Source organism: Protofrankia sp. BMG5.30 (assembly GCF_001983005.1).
Taxonomy (GTDB): Bacteria; Actinomycetota; Actinomycetes; order Frankiales; family Frankiaceae; genus Protofrankia; species Protofrankia coriariae.
Window position 1 is genome coordinate 61,395 of sequence record NZ_MOME01000007.1, and the last position, 18,853, is coordinate 80,247.

General features: G+C 70.4%; 14 protein-coding genes and 1 pseudogene. 9 read left to right on the forward strand and 6 right to left on the reverse strand.

All coding sequences use genetic code 11. The features are described from left to right. Nucleotides 1-68: 68 nt before the first annotated feature. On the reverse strand, nucleotides 69-1,040 hold the full coding sequence (locus BL254_RS03535) for a hydrogenase (protein WP_076842507.1): 972 nt from the start codon (nucleotides 1,038-1,040) through the stop codon (nucleotides 69-71). Nucleotides 1,041-2,224: 1,184 nt separating this feature from the next. On the opposite strand from BL254_RS03535, the gene BL254_RS03540 reads away from it, so the two are divergent. Then, nucleotides 2,225-3,883: a glycosyltransferase gene (locus tag BL254_RS03540; protein WP_047224544.1), complete on the forward strand. Its 1,659-nt coding sequence runs from the start codon at nucleotides 2,225-2,227 to the stop codon at nucleotides 3,881-3,883. A gap of 163 nt (nucleotides 3,884-4,046) precedes the next feature. On the opposite strand, the gene BL254_RS03545 is transcribed toward BL254_RS03540, so the two are convergent. After that, nucleotides 4,047-4,622, reverse strand: a complete 576-nt coding sequence (locus BL254_RS03545; protein ID WP_076842508.1) for a hypothetical protein — start codon at nucleotides 4,620-4,622, stop codon at nucleotides 4,047-4,049. Between the two features lie 461 nt (nucleotides 4,623-5,083). Continuing rightward, entirely contained in the window at nucleotides 5,084-5,815 is a 732-nt protein-coding gene (locus BL254_RS03550) for a M50 family metallopeptidase (RefSeq protein ID WP_076842509.1), read from the reverse strand. Nucleotides 5,816-6,297: 482 nt separating this feature from the next. On the opposite strand from BL254_RS03550, the gene BL254_RS03555 reads away from it, so the two are divergent. From BL254_RS03555 to mtnC, 5 genes are all read left to right on the forward strand, one after another. After that, nucleotides 6,298-7,437 (forward strand): hypothetical protein, encoded by a 1,140-nt coding sequence (locus BL254_RS03555; RefSeq protein WP_076842510.1) that lies wholly within the window; start codon nucleotides 6,298-6,300, stop codon nucleotides 7,435-7,437. After that, nucleotides 7,434-9,755 (forward strand): glycosyltransferase family 39 protein, encoded by a 2,322-nt coding sequence (locus BL254_RS03560; protein ID WP_076842511.1) that lies wholly within the window; start codon nucleotides 7,434-7,436, stop codon nucleotides 9,753-9,755. The genes BL254_RS03555 and BL254_RS03560 overlap by 4 nt, the downstream gene beginning before the upstream one ends. 580 nt (nucleotides 9,756-10,335) lie before the next feature. Further along, a complete protein-coding gene (locus tag BL254_RS03565; RefSeq protein WP_305775644.1) occupies nucleotides 10,336-12,006 on the forward strand; it encodes a protein kinase domain-containing protein in 1,671 nt (556 codons plus the stop codon). A gap of 179 nt (nucleotides 12,007-12,185) precedes the next feature. Continuing rightward, nucleotides 12,186-12,770: an acireductone dioxygenase gene (locus BL254_RS03570; protein ID WP_076842513.1), complete on the forward strand. Its 585-nt coding sequence runs from the start codon at nucleotides 12,186-12,188 to the stop codon at nucleotides 12,768-12,770. Then, on the forward strand, nucleotides 12,767-13,489 hold the full coding sequence (mtnC, locus tag BL254_RS03575) for an acireductone synthase (protein WP_047224538.1): 723 nt from the start codon (nucleotides 12,767-12,769) through the stop codon (nucleotides 13,487-13,489). The genes BL254_RS03570 and mtnC overlap by 4 nt, the downstream gene beginning before the upstream one ends. A 62-nt stretch (nucleotides 13,490-13,551) precedes the next feature. On the opposite strand, the gene mtnA is transcribed toward mtnC, so the two are convergent. Beyond that, the gene (mtnA, locus tag BL254_RS03580) at nucleotides 13,552-14,643 is read right to left on the reverse strand and encodes an S-methyl-5-thioribose-1-phosphate isomerase (protein WP_076842521.1); all 1,092 of its coding nucleotides are present in this window, start codon (nucleotides 14,641-14,643) and stop codon (nucleotides 13,552-13,554) included. Between the two features lie 209 nt (nucleotides 14,644-14,852). Between mtnA and mtnB the strand changes: the two genes are divergently transcribed. From mtnB to BL254_RS03595, 3 genes are all read left to right on the forward strand, one after another. Next, nucleotides 14,853-15,503: a methylthioribulose 1-phosphate dehydratase gene (gene mtnB, locus BL254_RS03585; RefSeq protein ID WP_254857766.1), complete on the forward strand. Its 651-nt coding sequence runs from the start codon at nucleotides 14,853-14,855 to the stop codon at nucleotides 15,501-15,503. Between the two features lie 314 nt (nucleotides 15,504-15,817). Continuing rightward, complete coding sequence (gene metK, locus BL254_RS03590; RefSeq protein WP_076842514.1) at nucleotides 15,818-17,023, forward strand: methionine adenosyltransferase; 1,206 nt, start codon at nucleotides 15,818-15,820, stop codon at nucleotides 17,021-17,023. A gap of 133 nt (nucleotides 17,024-17,156) precedes the next feature. Further along, a complete protein-coding gene (locus tag BL254_RS03595; protein ID WP_076842515.1) occupies nucleotides 17,157-17,585 on the forward strand; it encodes a PPOX class F420-dependent oxidoreductase in 429 nt (142 codons plus the stop codon). Nucleotides 17,586-17,654: 69 nt separating this feature from the next. Here BL254_RS03595 and BL254_RS03600 read toward each other — a convergent pair whose 3' ends face one another. Both BL254_RS03600 and BL254_RS26785 read right to left on the reverse strand, forming a co-directional pair. Next, nucleotides 17,655-18,341 carry an SAM-dependent methyltransferase gene (locus BL254_RS03600; RefSeq protein ID WP_083730812.1) on the reverse strand — a complete coding sequence of 229 codons (687 nt, stop codon included), beginning with the start codon at nucleotides 18,339-18,341 and terminating at the stop codon, nucleotides 17,655-17,657. Nucleotides 18,342-18,537: 196 nt separating this feature from the next. After that, nucleotides 18,538-18,853 (reverse strand): annotated as a pseudogene (locus BL254_RS26785) (IS4 family transposase); the annotation flags it as partial.

Genomic DNA, 18,853 nt, shown 5'->3' on the forward strand with positions numbered 1-18,853 from the left:
CGGCGTGGCTCCCGCCTGTGGCGGGGAGCCAGGGCAGGCAACGGGGGCAGGCGGAGCGGGGCAGGTCGTCAGACGACGAACGTGTCCTTCTTCGACCAGTCCGGGGCGGCGATCTTCGCGATCGCGGACTGGGCCAGGTAGGTGAGGTGACGGGTGCCCTCCGGGATCTCCCGGGGGATGACGCCGACGGCCTTGCGGGTCTGGAAGACCGTCCCCGGCTCAAGGTCGAAGAACGGGAACTCCGGCTCGGTGCATCCGATGCACGGCACGCCCGCGCGGGTCTTGGACGACTGGCCGTTCCACAGGATGCGGTTGCACGGCGAGTGGGTCATCGGGCCGCGGCAGCCGAGCTCGTAGAACAGGCAGCCCGTGCGGGTGCCCTCCCCGAACGTGGTGGTGGACTGCTTGTACTCKAAGAACTCCGTACGGGTGCATCCGGTGTGCGTGAAGCTGGTGAAGAACGTCCGCGGCCGCTGGAGCTCGTCCAGGTCGATGTCGGCGGCCCGGCCGGTCGCCAACGCGACGAGGATCTGGGAGATCCAGTCTGGATGGGCCGGGCAGCCCGGGATGTTGACTACCGGCAGCCCGCCGCGCGAGCGGAACTCCGCGCCGAGGAAGCCGCCGCGCTCGCGCTTGTGGAACTGCAGGCCGGTCGAGGATGTCGGGTTGGGCGCCGTCGCCGCGATCCCGCCCCAGCAGGCGCAGTCCCCGACCGCGACCACGGTCTGGGCCGTTCCCGCCAGGTCGATCACCCAGTCCTTCATGGGCCGGTCGGCGAACATGTCGTAGCGGCCGGTGCCCTCGGGCCCCTCGATCACGGAGCCCTCGAACACCAGGACGTCCACCGGCGTCTCGCCRCTGGCACAGGCCCGCAGCAGCTTCCGCGCGTCCGTTCCCGACTCCAGGGCGAGGGAAGGATGCCAGAGCAGCTCGAGCCCGAAGCTGGTGACGAGGTCGACGACGTTCGGCTCGTCGGCGTTCAGGAAGGACATGGTGTTCCCGCCGCACGCCCCTCCGTGCAGCCACAGCACGGACGGCATCGGTCCTCCTCTCGGGTAACCCCGGGCGGGGTTACATGATCGTTCCCCCGGGTGGTCCGGGGACGGGGCCTGCCGCGATCCGACCCGACCCGACCTGGCCTGATCTGATCTGGCCTGATCTGGCCTGACCTGTGGCCTGGCCGCTGATCGGGCCAGGCCGAGTTCGGCTTTCCGGTCGGTTTCGGGCCCGCGGTGAGCAGCCCCGAGCGCGGGAGAAAGGCGATCGCGCCACCGCGGCTCCATCGCCATGATCCCATGGTGTCGACGGCTCGCCCTTGCCAGAACCTGGACGTATGACCGCCATCACGTAATGATCATTTATCGGCTGTCCGGGTGAGTGGGCGGTCGGAGGACCGCGTTTTCGCGTCCGGTTCTGGTTCCGGTTTCCGACCGGAGCGGCGATGCCGATCCCAGAGCTTCGGTGGGCCCGGTGCCCGGATCGCCGGCGCCCCGGCGACAGCCCGACGGCGGCGTGGGCCGAGCACCCGCACGCATGGCCCGACCACGTCATGATCGTTGCTGTGCTCACGCGGGYCCGATGGCGGCGTGGGCCGGGCCTTCCAGCGTGTCGTCGACAGAGGTCTGTGACAGGCCAGCGACAGGCCTGTCACAGACCTGTCGCTGGTGTAGAGCCTGCCCGATGGGCCGTGGCGTCCGCCGGAATCGGCCCAGGGGGTGCCCGTCGCGCCGCGGGTGCTGGTTCGGCAGTCAGTTTCTGGACATTTTCGTCCGTGGCTCCCGCGGCGCCCGGTTTGATACCGCGGTGGACACTTCCACCGGCGTCCGTGTGTGCCACCGGAATTCATCCGGAGTGGCGACAGTGGCGCGTCGTGTCCTGGGAGGAACGCTACCGAAGCGGCCGGCGCGGCGTACCGAACGGGCGTTTCACACTGTTTTCGGCGGGCGAACCATCGTATTACCGGTGACATTACCGGTGGCTGGTGACGGACGGGCCTGATACGGCTCGGGGCCGCCGTTCAGGAAAGAAGCGCTGATTTTCACCCTGTGTCATGGTGGACGTGCGCTGCTGTAATCATCGAGGTCGAACGCTTGCGAGGCCCTCATGTCGGTCGGCTGTCACCAGCCGGGAGAAGCGCATTGATTGAAAGCTTTCCCGGACACGTCCCAGACGCATTCGTGTGGACGGTCGCCGAACAGGTTGATTTTTTCGAAAGGTGGTAGACATGGCTCGCGACACAGCACCGTCCGGTGCTGCCGCGCCGGTTGACGGCGATCTCGTGCCGCTGGTGCCCAGGCCCCGGCAGCCAGCGGAAGTACCCCCGCGCGCACGCCCGGCCACCGCGGCGGGCGGGACTGGGGCAGCGGCGGTCAGCGGCCGGACGGGGCGGGTGGCAGGCCTGCTCGTCATCGCGCTCGGCGCGATCTACCTGGCCTGGCGGACGGCGACACTCGGCGGCACCAGCGCGATCGGCTACCTGTTCTATGCCGCTGAGCTGGTCGCCTACCTGGCCGTCGGGTGGACGGCGGTGATGATGGGCCGGCTGCGGCCAGGCGCTGCCCGGCAGGCCCCGCCGCCGGTGGGCACTCTGGACGTGTTCGTGACGGTGTGCGGCGAGCCCGCGGCCATGGTCGAGCGGACCCTGCGTTTCGCCCTCGCCATCGACTATCCGCACCAGACATACGTCCTCAACGACGGCCGTATCGCCGGCCGGAAGGACTGGCGGGAGATCGACGCGCTCGCGTCCCGGCTCGGGGTGCCCTGCTTCACCCGGGTCGACGGTACGCCGGGGAAAGCCGGCAACCTCAACCACGCGCTGGCCCGCACCCGCGGTGACGCGGTTCTCGCCCTCGACGCGGACCATCTGGTGGTCCCGGATCTCGGGGAGCAGGTGGTCGGTTATCTGCGCGATCCAGACGTCGGTTTCGTCTGCACCGCCCAGCGTTTCGACACCGGCCGTCTCGACGTCCTGAACAACGCCGATAGCATTTTCTACCGCTCCCTGCAGCCGGCGAAGGAGCGGGACAACGCGGCGGTCTCCTGCGGGAACGGGACGCTCTACCGACGGTCCGCGCTTGAATCAGTCGGCGGATTCAGCGAATGGAATATAGTAGAAGATGTCCAGACGTCATACGAACTGCATGCTCATGGCTGGTCCAGCGTCTATCATCCCGTCCCGATATCGATCGGGACGGCGCCGGCGACSGCGGCCGTCTACGCCAAGCAGCGGCTGCGCTGGGCGATGGACAGCACCCGGCTGCTGCTGTTCGACAACCCGCTGGCCAAGCCGGGCCTGACCCGCTGGCAGCGGGCGCACTACCTGCACAGCACCCTCAGCCCGCTGCTGGCGTCCGTTCAGGTGGTCTTCGCGCTGGGGCCGGTGCTGTCCATCGTCTTCCGTTCCCAGCTCGCCTCCACCGGCTCCCAGCGGGCGTATCTGCTGTTCGGGCTGCCCTACTTCGCCAGCACCCTGTTCTTCATCGCCGCGTACGCGGGGACGCGGGCGGCGCCCCGCACGGTGTCGAGCGTGCTGTTCAACTCCCCGATCTACCTGCTCGCGCTCGCGCGTGTCGCGTCCGGATACCGGCCTCGCTCGTCCGGTACGACCGAGAAGGCTTTCCAGCCGAAGGTGTCGCTGCTCATGCTGCCGCAGGTCCTGCTCGCGGCCGTGCTCGTGTTCTCGGTTGTCTTCTACGCGTTCGACACCCGGGCGGACCGCCCGGTGGAAGCGCTGGCGTGGGCCGGGATCCTGCTCGTGACCCTGGCCGGCCCGCTGTCGTCGGTCAGCGAGCGGCGCGCCGCGGTCGAGCGCTGGCAGGCCCCGATCCGCGGGGCGATCATCCTCGCCGTCGCCTTCCTGTCAGCCTGGACGTTCGCCCACTGACCGGACACCCGCTCACGGGCCGGGCGCGCGCCCGCTGACCAGAGGCGGCCGCGCGTCCTCATCCTGATGGCGCTCCGGCCACCGCAACGGAGGGAACACGTGGCTGTCACAGCAGCCACGTGTTCCCTCGTCGTCATGATCCGGGGCTTCCGGGGGCGCTCGGTCAGCCGGGCGGGAGGGTCTCGCAGGGGAGGTTGAGGTCGTCGCGTACCGCTGGGGCCAGGGCGTCGCAGCCGACGCCGGCCGTCCCCAGTTCGGTCAGGGCCCAGCGGGAGCCCGGGGGAGCGCTGTGGCGCAGCAGGGCGGTGGCGGGGTCGGTCTCACCGCCGGTCGGTATGACACGGGCGGTCGCGACGGCCGGGTCGACCGTGGACACGTGGACGTCGGTCACCTCGACGTTTCCCGGCGGGACCTCGCCCAGCAGCGGGCTGCTGCGCACCGCCTGCGCGATCTGCTCGTCCACGGACGAGCCGTCCCGCTGAACTGCTGTGATCACGGCTGGTTGCCGCGCCGGCCCGGCGGCAGCCACTGGACCGGTGGCCTCCGTGGCCGTCTGCTCCGTGGCCCCCGGACCGACGGCTGTCGGGCTCCCGGCCACCGGGCTCGTGGCGGCGGGGCCAGCCGCAGCTGGCGCGTCGGACAGCGTCGACGTCGAACCGGCCAACACGTCGGAGGGCATGGCGATGACAGCCGCCACCGTGGTCGCGGCGAACAGAAGCTGAGGGACGCTCGGACGCACGGCACGCGCCGCGTGAGCGGCGGGACGTGTGTCCAGCGCGGCGTAGGTGACGCTCCGAGAGCGCTGTGTTGCCGGACCCCTCCGGTGTCGAACCATGGAACACCTCTACCCGACTTGACGCATCCGATGCATGTAACACATCCGACACCCCTCTGTCGACCGATCGAAAAGAGGCCCCGGGCAGCGCCGACACCCTGGGAAACAGCCTCCACCCAGCCGTCGCGGCCCACACCATCCCGCCGGCGTCATCCCGCCGACAGCCGCGAACCACCCACCCGCCCACTACCGACCCGTCGACCACGACCGCCGACCGGTCACCCGGCGCCGAAGGTGACCAGCTCCGGACGGCGACGCCAGATCCCATCCGGAGAAACCCGCCTGATGACGATGGCAGTTATTCCAGGAGAAGCGCGCCGGTCGTTGGCAGTATCCTCCGTGTGACCGACGAGGGGCCGGGACGGTCAGTTCAGGAGCAGGGTTGTTCCGCGGAGCAGGCACAGGGTGTTGGCCAGGGCGAAGGCTGCGACCCAGATGCCACCGGGGAGGCCGGTGAGTTCGGCCATGGCGTCCGCGTCCGAGGAGGACGGGCCCCGTCTGCGCTGTYGGTGCAGGTCGAGGACGGACCGGGGGCCGGACAACAGCAGGAACCAGGTGAGGAAGCAGGCGAGGGCGCTCTGCGTGCCCGCGTCGGCCGAACGCAGCGCCAACACGACCATCCCGGCGGTCGCGACGACGAGGACGATCCCGAACGCGTTGCGGACGACGAGGAAGAGCGCGGCCAGCGCCACGACGGCGAGCAGCAGCGTCGCCGTGACGTGGCCGGCGCCCAGCAGGGCCGCCGCGCCCAGCCCGAGCACCGACGGCGCGGTGTAACCGGCCGCCGACACGAGGAAGCCGGTCACCCGGCTCGGCCGCCCGTACGAGCCGGTGAGCCCGGAGGTGTCCGGGAACAGCCACACGCCGACGACCCAGTACCCGAGCAGGTAGGCGACGAGCGCATGGCCGCCCTCGTGCGCGATGGTGTCGAGATGGCCGCTGTTGCGCCAGGTCCGTCGGGGTACGACGGCCGCGAGCGCGACCAGGCCGGTCAGCACGACGATCCACCGTGGCGCGGCCGCGCCGTCCACCACGCTGATCGCTGTCCTGGTGGTCGCGGCCATGGACGTGCTCGCGTTGCCGGTACCGATGCTCATGACGCCCCCCGACGCGACCGAACCCCTGTGGGGCACTACCTCTACAGGCCGATTTCCGCGGATCATTGTTGGAGTGTTGCCTCAGGGATTTTCCGTTCGCTCATCACACAAGAAACTCACAAAAAGAGCAACGGAATATCCATTGTCCGGCTATTGATCACCATGATTTGGATCATGATGAGGAAGGGATGGGCCACGGCCGCGCCGGGGCGGACAGCACGCGGACGGCATGACCGCTCGGAAGGCTGACAGCCGCTCGGAAGACGAGTGACCACTCGGAAGGCCGGCAGCGCGGCTGTCACAACGCGGCTGTCACAGCGCGGCAACCTGTTCTCTTCGTGTCGCCATGAGGCGGGATCCCCATGGCGTCGGGGGAGACGTTCGGGGGAGAGACGCCCGCGGCGGGGCCGATGGGCAGATCTACAAGGAAGTCCCCAGGTTCCTGAAAGCTTTCTCTCAGGCGTGACCGCGACGGTGTGCATATGACACGTGTGTGGTTGAGTCTGGGGCTTCCCGCGGACCCGGGCCTGATCGCGGAAGCGCTCGGACCCGACTATGACGTTCTCCCCCCATCGAGCGAGCCGCCGTTCGAGTCGCCGCCTGCCGCGGACGGGCCGACCATCGTGGCTGGTGACGGGCCGCCCCGACCGCAGCCACCGAACGTGACGGTCCGGACGATTCTGGTCGTGACGATGTATGACCGGGAGCTGCTGCCGATCCTCGCGACCAGGTCGGGTGACACCGCCGTGGTGGTGGTCACGCCACCCGGTGTCGACGTCCCAGCGGACTTCGGGGCGCAGGTGCGAGCCGACGTGATCGGTCCCGCGACCTCGGTGGCGGACGTGGTCGCGCTGGTCAACGCCACGCCGTCGGAGGTGCCCGCCTCCGCCGCGGCGGCCGGGCAGTGGTGGGTCGGGTCGGGCCAGCCGGGCGTGCCCGCCGCCGGTGGTCCCGGCGCTCCGGGAGACCCAGCGGGCCCCGGCGGTCCCGCTGCCGTCGCCGGTGCTGCCGCCGGAACGGAGGGCCGGCCGCCGGGTGAGGCCGGCGGTTCCCACCGGCGACGCAACGGACTGATCGCGGCCGCCGCGGTGCTTGTCGTGGTCCTGGGCACCGGTGCTGCCGTGCTGGCCGCCGGTACGGGGACGGGCGGTGGCCAGAACGCGGCCCGCTCCTTGGCCGCGGGCGGCATCCCCGGCGACGGTACGGGCTACGGACGGTTCCCTGGTGGTGGATACGGTGAGGGATATCGTCGCTACGGCGGGTTCCCGGAGGGCGGCGGACGGGCGCAGGGCGGCCCCAGAGCGGCGATCGACCAGGAAGATTTTCAGGAATGCCTGCGGAGCAAGGGCGTCACCGTCGACGACGGCACCCCCGTGCGCCCGGACCCGACGGACTCCAAGGCCCGTGAGGCTTTCCGGGAGTGCTTCACGCGGCTGCGCGGCGCTTCCGGTCTGCCCGGCGGCGGGTCTGGCGGGCCAGCTGGACAGGGTGCGCCAGACGGATTCGGCGGGCCTGGCAGGCCGGGTGGACCTGACGGCTACGGCGGCCCTAACGGCCCCGCCGGTTCCGGTGGAGCCACCGGAACCGGCAGCACCACTTCCACCAGCCTGATCACACGATGAGCGCGGGCGTCGGAGGGCTCGACTGGAGCACGGTCGACACCAACCCCGGGCCGACCGCCCCGCCGCGGCAGATGCCGGGACGGGCAGCGTACCGGTCACCGGTACGGCTGCCCCGGCCGCTGCGGGGGCATGCGGCCGACCCGTGGTGGATACGCCCGGCGCTGCTCGTCCTGCTGGCCGCGACAGCTGTCGGTTATCTGTGGGGGCTGGGCGCCTCCCAGTACGCCAACAGCTTCTACGCGGCGGCGGTCCAGGCCGGCACACAGAGCTGGAAGGCATGGTTCTTCGGCTCGTTCGACGCGTCGAACTTCATCACCGTCGACAAGCCACCGGCGTCATTGTGGGTGATGGGGCTCTCCGGACGGATCTTCGGTTTCAACAGCTGGAGCATGCTCGTCCCGAACGCGCTCGAGGGTGTGGCGGCCGTCGGTATCCTGTATCTGGTGGTCCGGCGCTGGATCGGGCCGCGGGCCGGACTGCTCGCCGCCGCCGTTTTCGCCCTGACGCCCGTCGCGGTGCTGATGTTCAAATTCAACAATCCGGACGCGCTGCTGGTGCTGCTGCTCGTCGTCGCGGCCTATTCTGTGGTGCGCGCGACCGAGGACGGCGGTTTTCGCTGGATCGCGCTGGCGGGGGTGGCGGTCGGGTTCGCCTTTCTGACGAAGATGATGCAGGCATTCCTGCCCGTCCCGGCGTTCGCGCTGGTGTATCTGGTTGCCGCGCCCACATCCGTCGGCCGGCGGCTGCTCGGCCTGTTGGCCGGCGCGGGGGCGATCGTCGTCTCCGCCGGCTGGTACGTGGCGGCGGTCGAGCTGTGGCCGAAGGACTCCCGGCCCTATATCGGCGGGTCGACCAACAACAGCATTCTCGAGCTCACCTTCGGTTACAACGGCCTTGGCCGTGTTTTCGGCGGTGACGGGAATCCCGGCGGGGGCGCCGGTCGGGGAATGTTCACCGGCCCGCCCCAGGGGGATCTCCCAGCCGGGGCTGCCGCGTATCTGAACCAGATGGCGCCTCCCGGCGGGGTCGGCGGCCCGGGCACTGGCGGTGGTCCCGGCGGTGGCATGTTCGGCGGTGCCACCGGTTGGAACCGGCTGTTCAGTGGTGAGATGGGCACCCAGATCTCCTGGCTGTTGCCGGCCGCGTTGATAGCGCTGGTAGGTGGTCTGTGGGTGACCCGCCGGGCGGCGCGCACGGATCGGGTCCGCGCCGGTCTGCTGTTGTGGGGCGGCTGGACGCTCGTCACCGGCGGCGTGTTCAGCTATATGAGCGGCATTATCCATCCCTACTACACGATTGCGGTCGCGCCGGGAATCGGCGGCCTTCTTGCTTTCGGCGGGACGGCTTTKTGGCGGGCCAGGGACTCCTGGGTTTCCCGGGTGCTGATGGCGTCGGCGGTCGGGGTCACCGGCGGCTGGTCGTTCGTGCTTTTGAACCGTACCCCCGACTGGTATCCGGCGCTGCGGTTCRTCGTTGTCGCAGCCGCTGGCGTCGGCGTCCTCGCCCTGCTGGTCGGCCGCAGGCTGCCAACCCGCAGCGTTGCCGGCGCTGTAGTGGGTGCGGCGGCGGTCGCGCTCGCCCTGGGAGCGCCGTCGGCCGCCTATGCCGTCGAAACCGCGTCGGCTCCCCATTCCGGGTCGATTCCCAGCGCTGGCCCCGCGACGGCCGGCGGCGGCTTTCCCGGCAGGATGACCCGCCAGTTCTTCGGGCCGGCCGGCGGCGCGACAAACGGCGCGGCGAGTGGCCGACCACGTGATGACCGTGGTTTCGGTGGTGGTGCCGGCGGTTCTGCTGGTGGACCCGGTGGTGGTTTTGGCGGCGGTGTGGCCGCCGACTCCGAAATCGTCCAACTGCTCAGGAACGGCCAGGCCGGCCACCGCTGGGCCGCCGCGACGTCCGGCTCCCAGAGCGCCGGCCCGCTCGAGCTGGCCAGCGGTACGGCCGTCATGGCAATGGGCGGGTTCAGCGGCGGCGACCCGACGCCCACCCTGGACCAGTTCAAACAATATGTCGCGGCCGGTGACATCCACTACTACATCGCGGGCGGCGGTGCCGGCCGGTCGGCCGCGCCGGCCGCGCCGGCCGCGTCCGCCGGCGCCGCACCCGCCGCGGGCGACGACCCGGCTGCTTCCGGCGAACCCGGCGGCTCCAGCGAACCGGGTGTTTTCGGCGGTCCGGGTGAAGCGGGCGGATTCGGCGGTCCGGGCGGGTTCGGCGGTCGCGGATCCGGTGAGATCACGTCCTGGGTGGAAAGCAGTTTCACCGCGCTGACCGTGGGCGGGCAGACCGTCTACGACCTGACACGGCCGACGTCCTGACCGTGGCAGGAGTCCGGCGCCGTCCGCTCCCGGGAGGCGGACGGCGTCGGTCGGACCCGGATCGATGCGGATCCACGCGGATCCGCTCGATCCACCAGGTGCCGCCGGTACGGCGTGCCGATGGACGGGCAGCGACGCCGGCACGCCCGAGACGACAGCCGGCACACCCCGGAGCGAAACGCCGATGCGCCCGAGGTGAAGATGCCGGTGTGCCTGAGACGGGGATGCCACCGCGCCCGAGGCTTCATGCGCCCGAGGCCTGGGATGCGCCCGAAGCCTGGGACGTACCCGAAGCCTGGGATGCGCCCGAGGCTGGGATGTGCTGCCTCCGGTGTTTGTCCGGATGCCGCACGGCGGGTCGCTGGTCGACGGCCTGCCGCGTGCCGGTCGGCCGTATGACAGTCCGCTGTTCGACAGCCTGCCGGGGTGGCCGTTGGTGCGCTGTCGACCTGCCCATCCGGCCCCGGATGAGTGACGATGGGGCTATGAGCAGGCGTGTATCGGCGCGGCGGCGACAGACGTGATGCTGCCAGGTCGTGCCGGGGGTGGGGCGACGGCACAGTCACTGGAGCCGTTGGACGTGGGCGATCCGGCGTCCRTCGGCAGATACGTGCTGGACTTTCGCCTGGGCAGCGGCGGTATGGGCACCGTCTATCTCGGACGGGACACCCTTGGTCGCCCGGTCGCGGTCAAGGTGATCCGTTCGGATCTCGCCGCCGAGCCGGACTTCCGGGAGCGCTTCCGGCACGAGGTGGCGGCGGCGCGGCGGGTCTCGCCGTTCTGTACCGCCTCGGTGCTCGACGCCGACCCGGACGCGACCCCGCCGTACCTGGTCACCGAGTACATCGAGGGACGGCGGCTGGACCGCGTGGTCATGGAGGACGGCCCGCTGCCCCCGTCGACCCTGACCGGGACCGCGATCGGGGTGGCCACCGCGCTCACGGCCATCCACCGCGCGGGGATCGTCCATCGCGACCTCAAACCGGCCAACGTCATCATGTCCCTGTCCGGGCCGCGAGTGATCGACTTCGGTATCGCCAAGCCCGCGGGGGTGGTGCGGCACGACCTGGACCGCGGGCTGATCTTCGGGACGTCCGGCTGGATGGCGCCGGAGCAGATCCTCGACCACCCGGTCGGCCCGCCCGCGGACGTCTTCACCTGGGGCCTGCTGGTCGCCTATGCCGGTACCGGCCGGCATCCGTTCGTCGAGCCGGGGCGGTTCGGGCCGCAGGCCGACGCCGACCTGGGCGCGCGGATCGTCGATGAGCCGCCGGACCTCGCCGGGCTCGCCGAGCCGCTGCGCCGGGTCGTCGAGACCGCGCTGACCAAGGATCCGCGTTCCCGCCCGGCCGCCCGTGACCTGCTGCTCCGCCTGGTCGACGGCAACGCCGACGTGAACGCGTCCACACCGATCGACCAGGTGCTCGGCTGGACGCAGCAGATGGCGGCGGTCCCGCCGCCGACCCGGGTCGGCCCGCCGGCCTTCCCCACCGGTTACCCGGCCGACCAGCCGGCCGGGTTCGGTCAGCCGGCCGGATTCAACCAGCCGGCAGAGTTCAACCAGCCGGCGCAGCTCGGCGGCCCGGCGCGCTTCGGCCAGCCCAACCAGTTCGGCCAGCATGGCCCGCCCGACCAGTTCGGCCAGCCCGCCGGCGCGCCGCCGCGCTGGTATCCGCCCACGCCGCCGCCACGCCGGCGGTCCCGCCGGTGGTGGCTGCTCGTCCCCCTGCTGGCCCTGTTGTTGCTGGTCGGCTGGGTCGTCCTGGACAGCCTCGGCGAGAGCGGGAACGACGCGGGCAGCCCGGGTGCTGGCAGCCCCACCGGCTCGGCGGCCACGCCGTCACCATCGGCGACACCCGCGGCGGCCATCGGTGTCCCGGTCCGGGACGGGCAGCTCCAGTTCACCGTGACGAACATCCAGTGCGGCGTCGACGAGCTGAAGGCCGGGTTCTTCCCCAGGCATCCGGACGGCCAGTACTGCCTGGCCGAGGTGACCGTCAGTAACGTCGGCGGCTCGGACCGGACGCTGGCGTTGGCCTCGCAGAGCCTGTACGACACCACCGGTGCCAGGCACGGCTCCGATCAGCTGCTGTCCCGGGCGGCCTTCTCCAACGAGCTCTGGGGGAACATCTCCGAGGGGGAGAGGGTCCGCGGCACCCTCGTCTTCGACATTCCCATCGATGCCACACCCGATCACCTGGAGCTCCACGACGGCCCGTTCAGCGGAGGTGTGACCGTCCCGCTGCGATGACGACCCCCGCGACGGCCAACGGCCACGGTGTCCGCGCGGTCTCCGCTGTGTGCCATTTCCGTTGCGCTGGTTCGCGGACTGCCAGCGCAGGCGCATGTCCGGCGTCACACTGGGACTGTCGGGCCGAGGCGGGACTGCCGGGCCAAGGCCCGCCGCGGACACGACCGGAGGAGGCCGTCATGACGCACCTGACAACCTGGCCCGCCGACGACCCGGGCCGCGTGCTGCGCGACACCGATCGACCGGACGAGATCGCCGCCGCCCTCGCGCCGATCGGTGTCCGGTTCGACCAGTGGACGATCGTGGATCTCCCGTCCGACGCCGGCCAGGACGCGGTGCTCACCGCCTACCGGGAACAGGTGGACAAGGTCATCGCCGATGAGGGCTTCATCCTCGTGGACGTGGTGGCGCTGCATCCGACCGAGGCGCCCGACTGGCCGGCCACGGCCACCGCCGCGCGGGCGAAGTTCCTCGCCGAGCACACCCACGCGGACGCCGAGGTGCGCTTCTTCGCCGCCGGCGCCGGTGTCTTCTACCTGCACATCGGTGACGAGGTCCACGCGGTGCTCTGCGAGGCCGGCGACCTGCTGTCGGTGCCGGCCGGTACCACGCACTGGTTCGACATGGGTACCAGCCCGTCGTTCACCGCGGTCCGTTTCTTCCACGATGCCGACGGCTGGGTCGGTGACTTCACCGGCAGCGACATCGCGTCCCGTTTCCCCGACTTCGACGCGCTGTACGCCGTGRCCGCCGCTGCCCGGTGACCGCTGCCGTCACGGTCACCGCCGAGGCGGTTGTCGTCGACATCGAGGGGACGACCAGCGCGACATCCTTTGTCGTGGACACCCTCTACCCGTACTCGCGGGCGCGGCTGCGCGCGTGGATCGACAGCCATCAGCGGCATCCGGACACCCGCCGGGCGCTCGCGCAGGTCCGTGAGCTGATCGGTGAGCCGGCGGCGGACACCGCCCGGATCGTCACCGCGCTGGGTGCCTGGTTGGACGCGGACGAGAAGGTCACCCCGCTCAAGACCCTGCAGGGGCTGATCTGGGACGCCGGTTTCACCGCGGGTGAGCTGACCTCCCACCTGTATCCGGAGGTGGCCGGTGCCCTGCGGTCCTGGCAGGCCGGGGGGCACCGGCTGTACGTCTTCTCGTCCGGGTCGGTCGCCGCGCAGCGCGCCTGGTTCGCCCACAGCCCGGCCGGTGACCTGCGCGGCCTGTTCAGCGGGTATTTCGACACCGAGACGGCGGGCCCGAAACGGCAGCCGTCGTCCTACGCCGCGATCACCGCGGCGACCGGTGTGCCAGCGGGCCGGACGGTCTTTCTTTCGGACCTTGTCGACGAGTTGGACGCCGCCCGTGCCGCTGGCTGGTTGACGGTCGGCGTCCGCCGGCCGGGCGAGCCGAACCACGACCGCGGTGTTGGTGACCATCCGGCGGTGGGTGACCTCGCCCAGATCAGAATCCTGCCGCCGCCCTGATCACGACACCGCCAGCAGCGGCCGATGGTCCACCGGAACTGGCCCACCGGGATGCCGACGGTCTACCGGGACGGGGCAGGTGGCTGTGGGCGCTGGCCGCGCGCGACCTCGACGATCCCGTGTTCGGTGACGAGCGCGTCCACCAGATGCGCCGGTGTCACGTCGAAGGCGGGGTTGTGCGCCCGGGAGCGGGCCGGCGCGACTCGCGATCCGGCGTGGCTGAGCACCTCCTCGCAGCCCCGCAGCTCGATCGGGATCATGTCGCCGGACGCCGTCGCGGAGTCCACGGTCGACGCGGAGGCGGCCACGACGAACGGGATCCGCGCGTACGCGCAGGCCAGCGCCACCCCGAGGGTGCCGATCTTGTTGGCGACGTCGCCGTTGGCGGCTATCCGGTCGGCACCCACGACGGCCGCGTCGACGAGCCCGCGCACGATCGTCCCCGCGGCGGCGGCGTCGACCTGTACCAGGTGGGGGATGTTCTCGACATCGAGCTCCCAGGCGGTCAGGCGGCTGCCCTGCAGCAGCGGCCGGGTCTCGTCCACATAGACGATTTCCAGCGCGCCGCGGGCGTGCAGTTCGCGGATGATGCCCAGCGCCGTCCCCCAGCCGGCGGTCGCGAGCGCCCCGGTGTTGCAGTGGGTGAGGATGCGCAGCGGCCGTCGGCCGGTGCCGCTGTCGGTATCGCCGCTGTGGGTGGTACCGGTGGTACCGGTGGGCCGGGCCGCGTCCCGCAGCAGCCAGTCCGCGCCGTGCGCGCCGATCGCCCGGTTCGTCCGCTCGTCCTGTTCCAGGAGGTCGTCGGCGTACGCGAGGACCGCGGCGATTCCGTGGGCGAGCCGCTGGCGGGCCGCGTCCACCCCGAGCGCGAGCGCGAGGGCGGTGGGACGGGCGTCACGGATGGCGCCGATGGCCCGCGCGAGCGTGGCCGCGTCCCAGTTCTCCCGCTCGGCCTGGGCCGCGGCCAGGGCGACCCCGAAGGCACCGGCGGCACCAAGGGCGGGAGCGCCGCGGACGGCCAGCCGCCGCACCGCGGCGACGAGTGCGTCCACGTCGGTGACCTCGAGGTGGACGAGCCGGGCGGGCAGCGCGGTCTGGTCGAGCAGGCGGATGCCGTTGCCCGTCCAGGAGACAGGCCGGCCGACGGGAGTCATCCACAGCACGATATGCCGCCGGCCGGGGCAGCCCGGGTATGTCCGGTGGTGAGATCGCAGGTCCGTAACGGACGTCGACCGGCTGTCCGGCTGTCCGGCGGACGCGGGGCATACGGGCGTCCGGGGAGCGGGGCGGATGCCGGTGGCGACGACACCGGCGGGAATTGATGATCTGGTGGGCGAGAGTCGTTTCGGTAGGTGGTGATCTGGTGGGTGACGATCTGACGGGTGACGGCGATCTGGTGGACGCCGACGGGTGGCCGGCCGGCCTGCGCGTCGCGGGCGAGGCGCTGGCCCGGGAGGCGGCGCGCTACGCGTCCCTCGGCTGGATGCGGGCGACCTCGGGGAACCTGTCGATCGTGCTGTGCCGGGCCCCGCTGCGGCTCGCGGTCACCGTGAGCGGGCTGGACAAGTCCGAGCTGCGTGCCGGGGACGTGGCCGTGGTCGACGCCGCGGGTGCCGCCCGGCCGGTCGGGCCGGCCCGGCGGCCGTCGGCGGAGGCTGCGCTGCACGCGCGGCTCGCCGAGGCCGCCGGCGCGCAGGCGGTGGTGCACGTCCACACGATCGCGTCGGTGCGGGCCGCCGAGCGCTGGCCGGGCGGTGTCGAGCTCGAGGGCCTGGAGATGCTCAAGGCGCTGGGACGTGGCGCCGACGGCGACCGTGTCCGCATCCCGGTGGTGGACAACAGCCAGGACATGACCGACCTCGGTGACCGGATCGTGGCGCTGCGGGATCCGCGAACCCCTGCCATACTGATCGCCCGACACGGCCTGTATGCCTGGGGGGACGATCTCGGCGCGGCGAGGCGGCACACCGAGGCCGTCCAGTGGCTGYTGGAGTGGGCACTCGCCGACGKATGAGCATTTATCACCCTTATTGATGAATATCAAGAAAAGTTACGTGATTTAAGTCACAGTATAGGTGATGTTGACGATCTCGTGACCGGCGTGTGAAAGTCGATACCGTGTATATCCCGGTGGTGCTCGTAGGGCGGGCCCATATTGATTTCGCCGGGGTGAGTTCGGCCATCTGTACGGCTTCCTGAGCCTGTCCCGCCCCTGTCTCCGGCCCGGACCCCCGGTACGGTTCGTACCGATCATCCGATATGTATGGACAATATGGTCGGTGGATCCGCCCGACAGGTGTAYTCACGCCCATGAGATGAGGTGCAACCGTGTCCCGTCGACTCTTCACGTCGGAATCCGTTACCGAAGGACATCCCGACAAGCTCGCCGACCAGATCAGCGACGCCGTTCTCGACGCTTTTCTCGCTGGTGACCCGCGGTCCCACGTCGCCGTCGAGACTCTGCTGACGACCGGCCTGGTGCATGTTGCCGGCGAGGTCACCTCCGAGATCTACGTCGATATTCCGAGCGTCGTCCGCAACAAGCTCATCGAGATCGGCTACGACTCGTCCACCAAGGGGTTCGACGGGTCGACGTGCGGGGTGACCGTTTCGATCGGCTCCCAGTCGCCCGACATCGCCCAGGGCGTCGAGAACGCCTATGAGGCCCGGGTGGAGGGCGAGCAGGACGAGCTCGGCCGGCAGGGCGCCGGTGACCAGGGCCTGATGTTCGGGTACGCCACGGACGAGACCCCGGAACGGCTGCCGCTGCCGATCACACTCGCGCACCGGCTGGCCCAACGGCTCGCCCGGGTCCGCCGTGAYGGCTCCGTGCCCTATCTGCGCCCGGACGGCAAGACCCAGGTGACCATCGAGTACGACGGCGACCGGCCGGTCCGGCTGGACACCGTCGTCGTCTCCGCTCACCACGCCGCCGACATCGACCTGGAGCAGCAGCTCACCCCGGACATCCGGGCGCTGGTGATCGAGCCGGAGCTCAAGCGGGTGGCCGAGCAGAACCTTGGTATCGAGGTGGACGGCTACCGGCTGCTGGTCAACCCGACCGGGCGCTTCGAGATCGGCGGCCCGCAGGGCGACGCGGGCCTGACCGGCCGGAAGATCATTATTGACACCTACGGCGGGTACGCCCGGCACGGCGGCGGTGCCTTCTCCGGCAAGGACCCCTCCAAGGTCGACCGCTCGGCCGCGTACGCCCTGCGCTGGGTGGCCAAGAACGTCGTGGCGAGCGGGCTCGCCCGCCGGGTCGAACTCCAGGTCGCCTACGCCATCGGCAAGGCCGAGCCGGTTGGCCTGTTCGTGGAGACCTTCGGCACCGAGCAGGTGCCGGTACCCACGATCGAACAGGCGATCTCGGCGGTGTTCGACCTCCGCCCAGCCGCGATCATCCGGGATCTGGACCTGCTGCGGCCCATCTACGCGCAGACCGCGAGCTACGGCCACTTCGGCCGGGAACTCCCCGACTTCACCTGGGAGCGCACCGACCGAGTCGAACAGCTACGAGCCGCCGTCGCCTGACAGGGACCGTACCCGCGTACCCGCCGCCCGCGAGCCCGCCGTCGGCGGGCCGCTGTCGGCGGGCTCGCGGGCGGCGGGCAGGGCGCCGGCGGTGCGGATGCGGGCTGGGGAAACCCGTGTGAACGTAGGGCGCATGGCGTCGATGACCCAACGGGAATGGCGTGTCTTCCTCTCGGCCGGTACGCATACCGGGAAGCTCGCGACGGTCCGCCGGGACGGCCGGCCCCACGTGGCGCCGATCTGGTTCGTCCTGGACGGTGAGGACGTGGTCTTCACCACCGGCGCGGACAGTGTGAAGGGCCGGGCGCTGCGCCGGGAGGGGCGGGCCAGCCTGTGCGTGGACGACGAGAACCCGCCGTACTCCTTCGTGCTGGTCGAGGGGAGGGCGAGCGTCTCCGAGGATCCCGCCGAGCTGCTGCGCTGGGYGACCGCGATCGGTGGACGCTACATGGGCGCGGACCGGGCCGAGGAGTTCGGCCGGCGCAACGGTGTGCCCGGGGAACTGCTGGTCCGGCTGACCCCGACAAAGGTGATAGCGCAACGTGACGTAGCGGGCCCGTGACACGCACGCGACATCAGGAGACCCACGGTATGGCTGGGCCGGCGGACCGCTGGAATGGTCCGCCAGCGGTTACTCCTGGTCGCTCTTTCTGGCCACGCCGGCAAACTGCCAGGTGGTGCGTGTGTCGTCCTCGCTCGGACGCCACTGCCAGGGCCGGACGAGACCGGGCTCGACCAGGTCGAAGCCGGTGAACAGGGCTTCGATCCGCTGGTGCGGACGGAAGACAAAGGGCGAGGTGGCGTTTTTGTACACCTGCTCGACCCGGGCCACCTGGTCGGGTGGCGAGCCCTCCGCGGTCGCATGTGTCAGAGCGATGTAGGAGCCGGGTGCCAGCAGGTTCCGGAACGTGGCGATGATGCCGGCCGGGTTCTCCTCGTCGGTGACGAAGTGGAAAACGGCGATGAACAGGACGGCAACCGGCCGGGAAAAGTCGATGAGAGCGCGTAGGTCGGGGCGGCCGAGGATTGTGTCGGGATTGCGTAGATCAGCGGTGATGAAAGTTGTGGTGGTGTTGCTGGCCAGCAGGGCTCGGCCGTGTGCCAGGACGATCGGGTCGTTGTCGACGTAGACGACACGGGCGTCGGGGTTGACCTGTTGGGCGATCTCGTGCACGTTGCCCTGGGTGGGCAGGCCGGCGCCGATGTCGATGAACTGGTCGATGCCCGCCTCGGCCAGCCACCGTACGACGCGACGAAGGAAGAACCGATTCTCCCACGCCGCATCAGAGGTGATCTCGATGCCTACGGCTTCCTTGATTTTTTCGGCGGCTTCCCGGTCGACCGAGAAGTTGTCCTTACCACAATGCCGCTAAGATAAGATCCGCCCGGTGATCATTATCGTTGGAGCGAAACGCACGCCTCCGTCGGATGACTTCTTGGTCGGGAAGTTGTGTCGGTTTCCTTTCTTGCTGACGCGAGGGTAGCGTCGGGGTCTGCGCTCCCGTGTGATTCGTTCAAGGATCTCGGCGATGGCTCTGGTGATCGCCCGCGCGAGTGTCGAGGGGGGAAAAGGCCGCCTGATCGGTGATCTGGCGGCGGACGATGTTCAGGGTTCGTTGGAACGAGAGCCGGTCGGGGTCGATCCCGTCGGTGTCAGCGGCCTCGACCATGAGCGCGCGGATTGCGTAGTGGGCGAGGAGGAGTCCCCAGAACTCCTGACGGACCATCTTCGGGGATTTTGAGCGCAGTCCCGCACCGGGCGCGAGAAGCTGCGTTTCGATTTCTTTGAGGGACAGCTCGTATTCCCAGCGCTGCTGGTAGACAGCGGCG

What these genes read in the sequence shown, in the direction of transcription:
- BL254_RS03555 (WP_076842510.1), top strand. Translation starts at nt 6,298, where the DNA reads ATGACACGTGTGTGGTTGAGTCTGGGGCTTCCCGCGGACCCGGGCCTG.
- mtnA (WP_076842521.1), bottom strand. Translation starts at nt 14,643, where the DNA reads ATGACTCCCGTCGGCCGGCCTGTCTCCTGGACGGGCAACGGCATCCGC.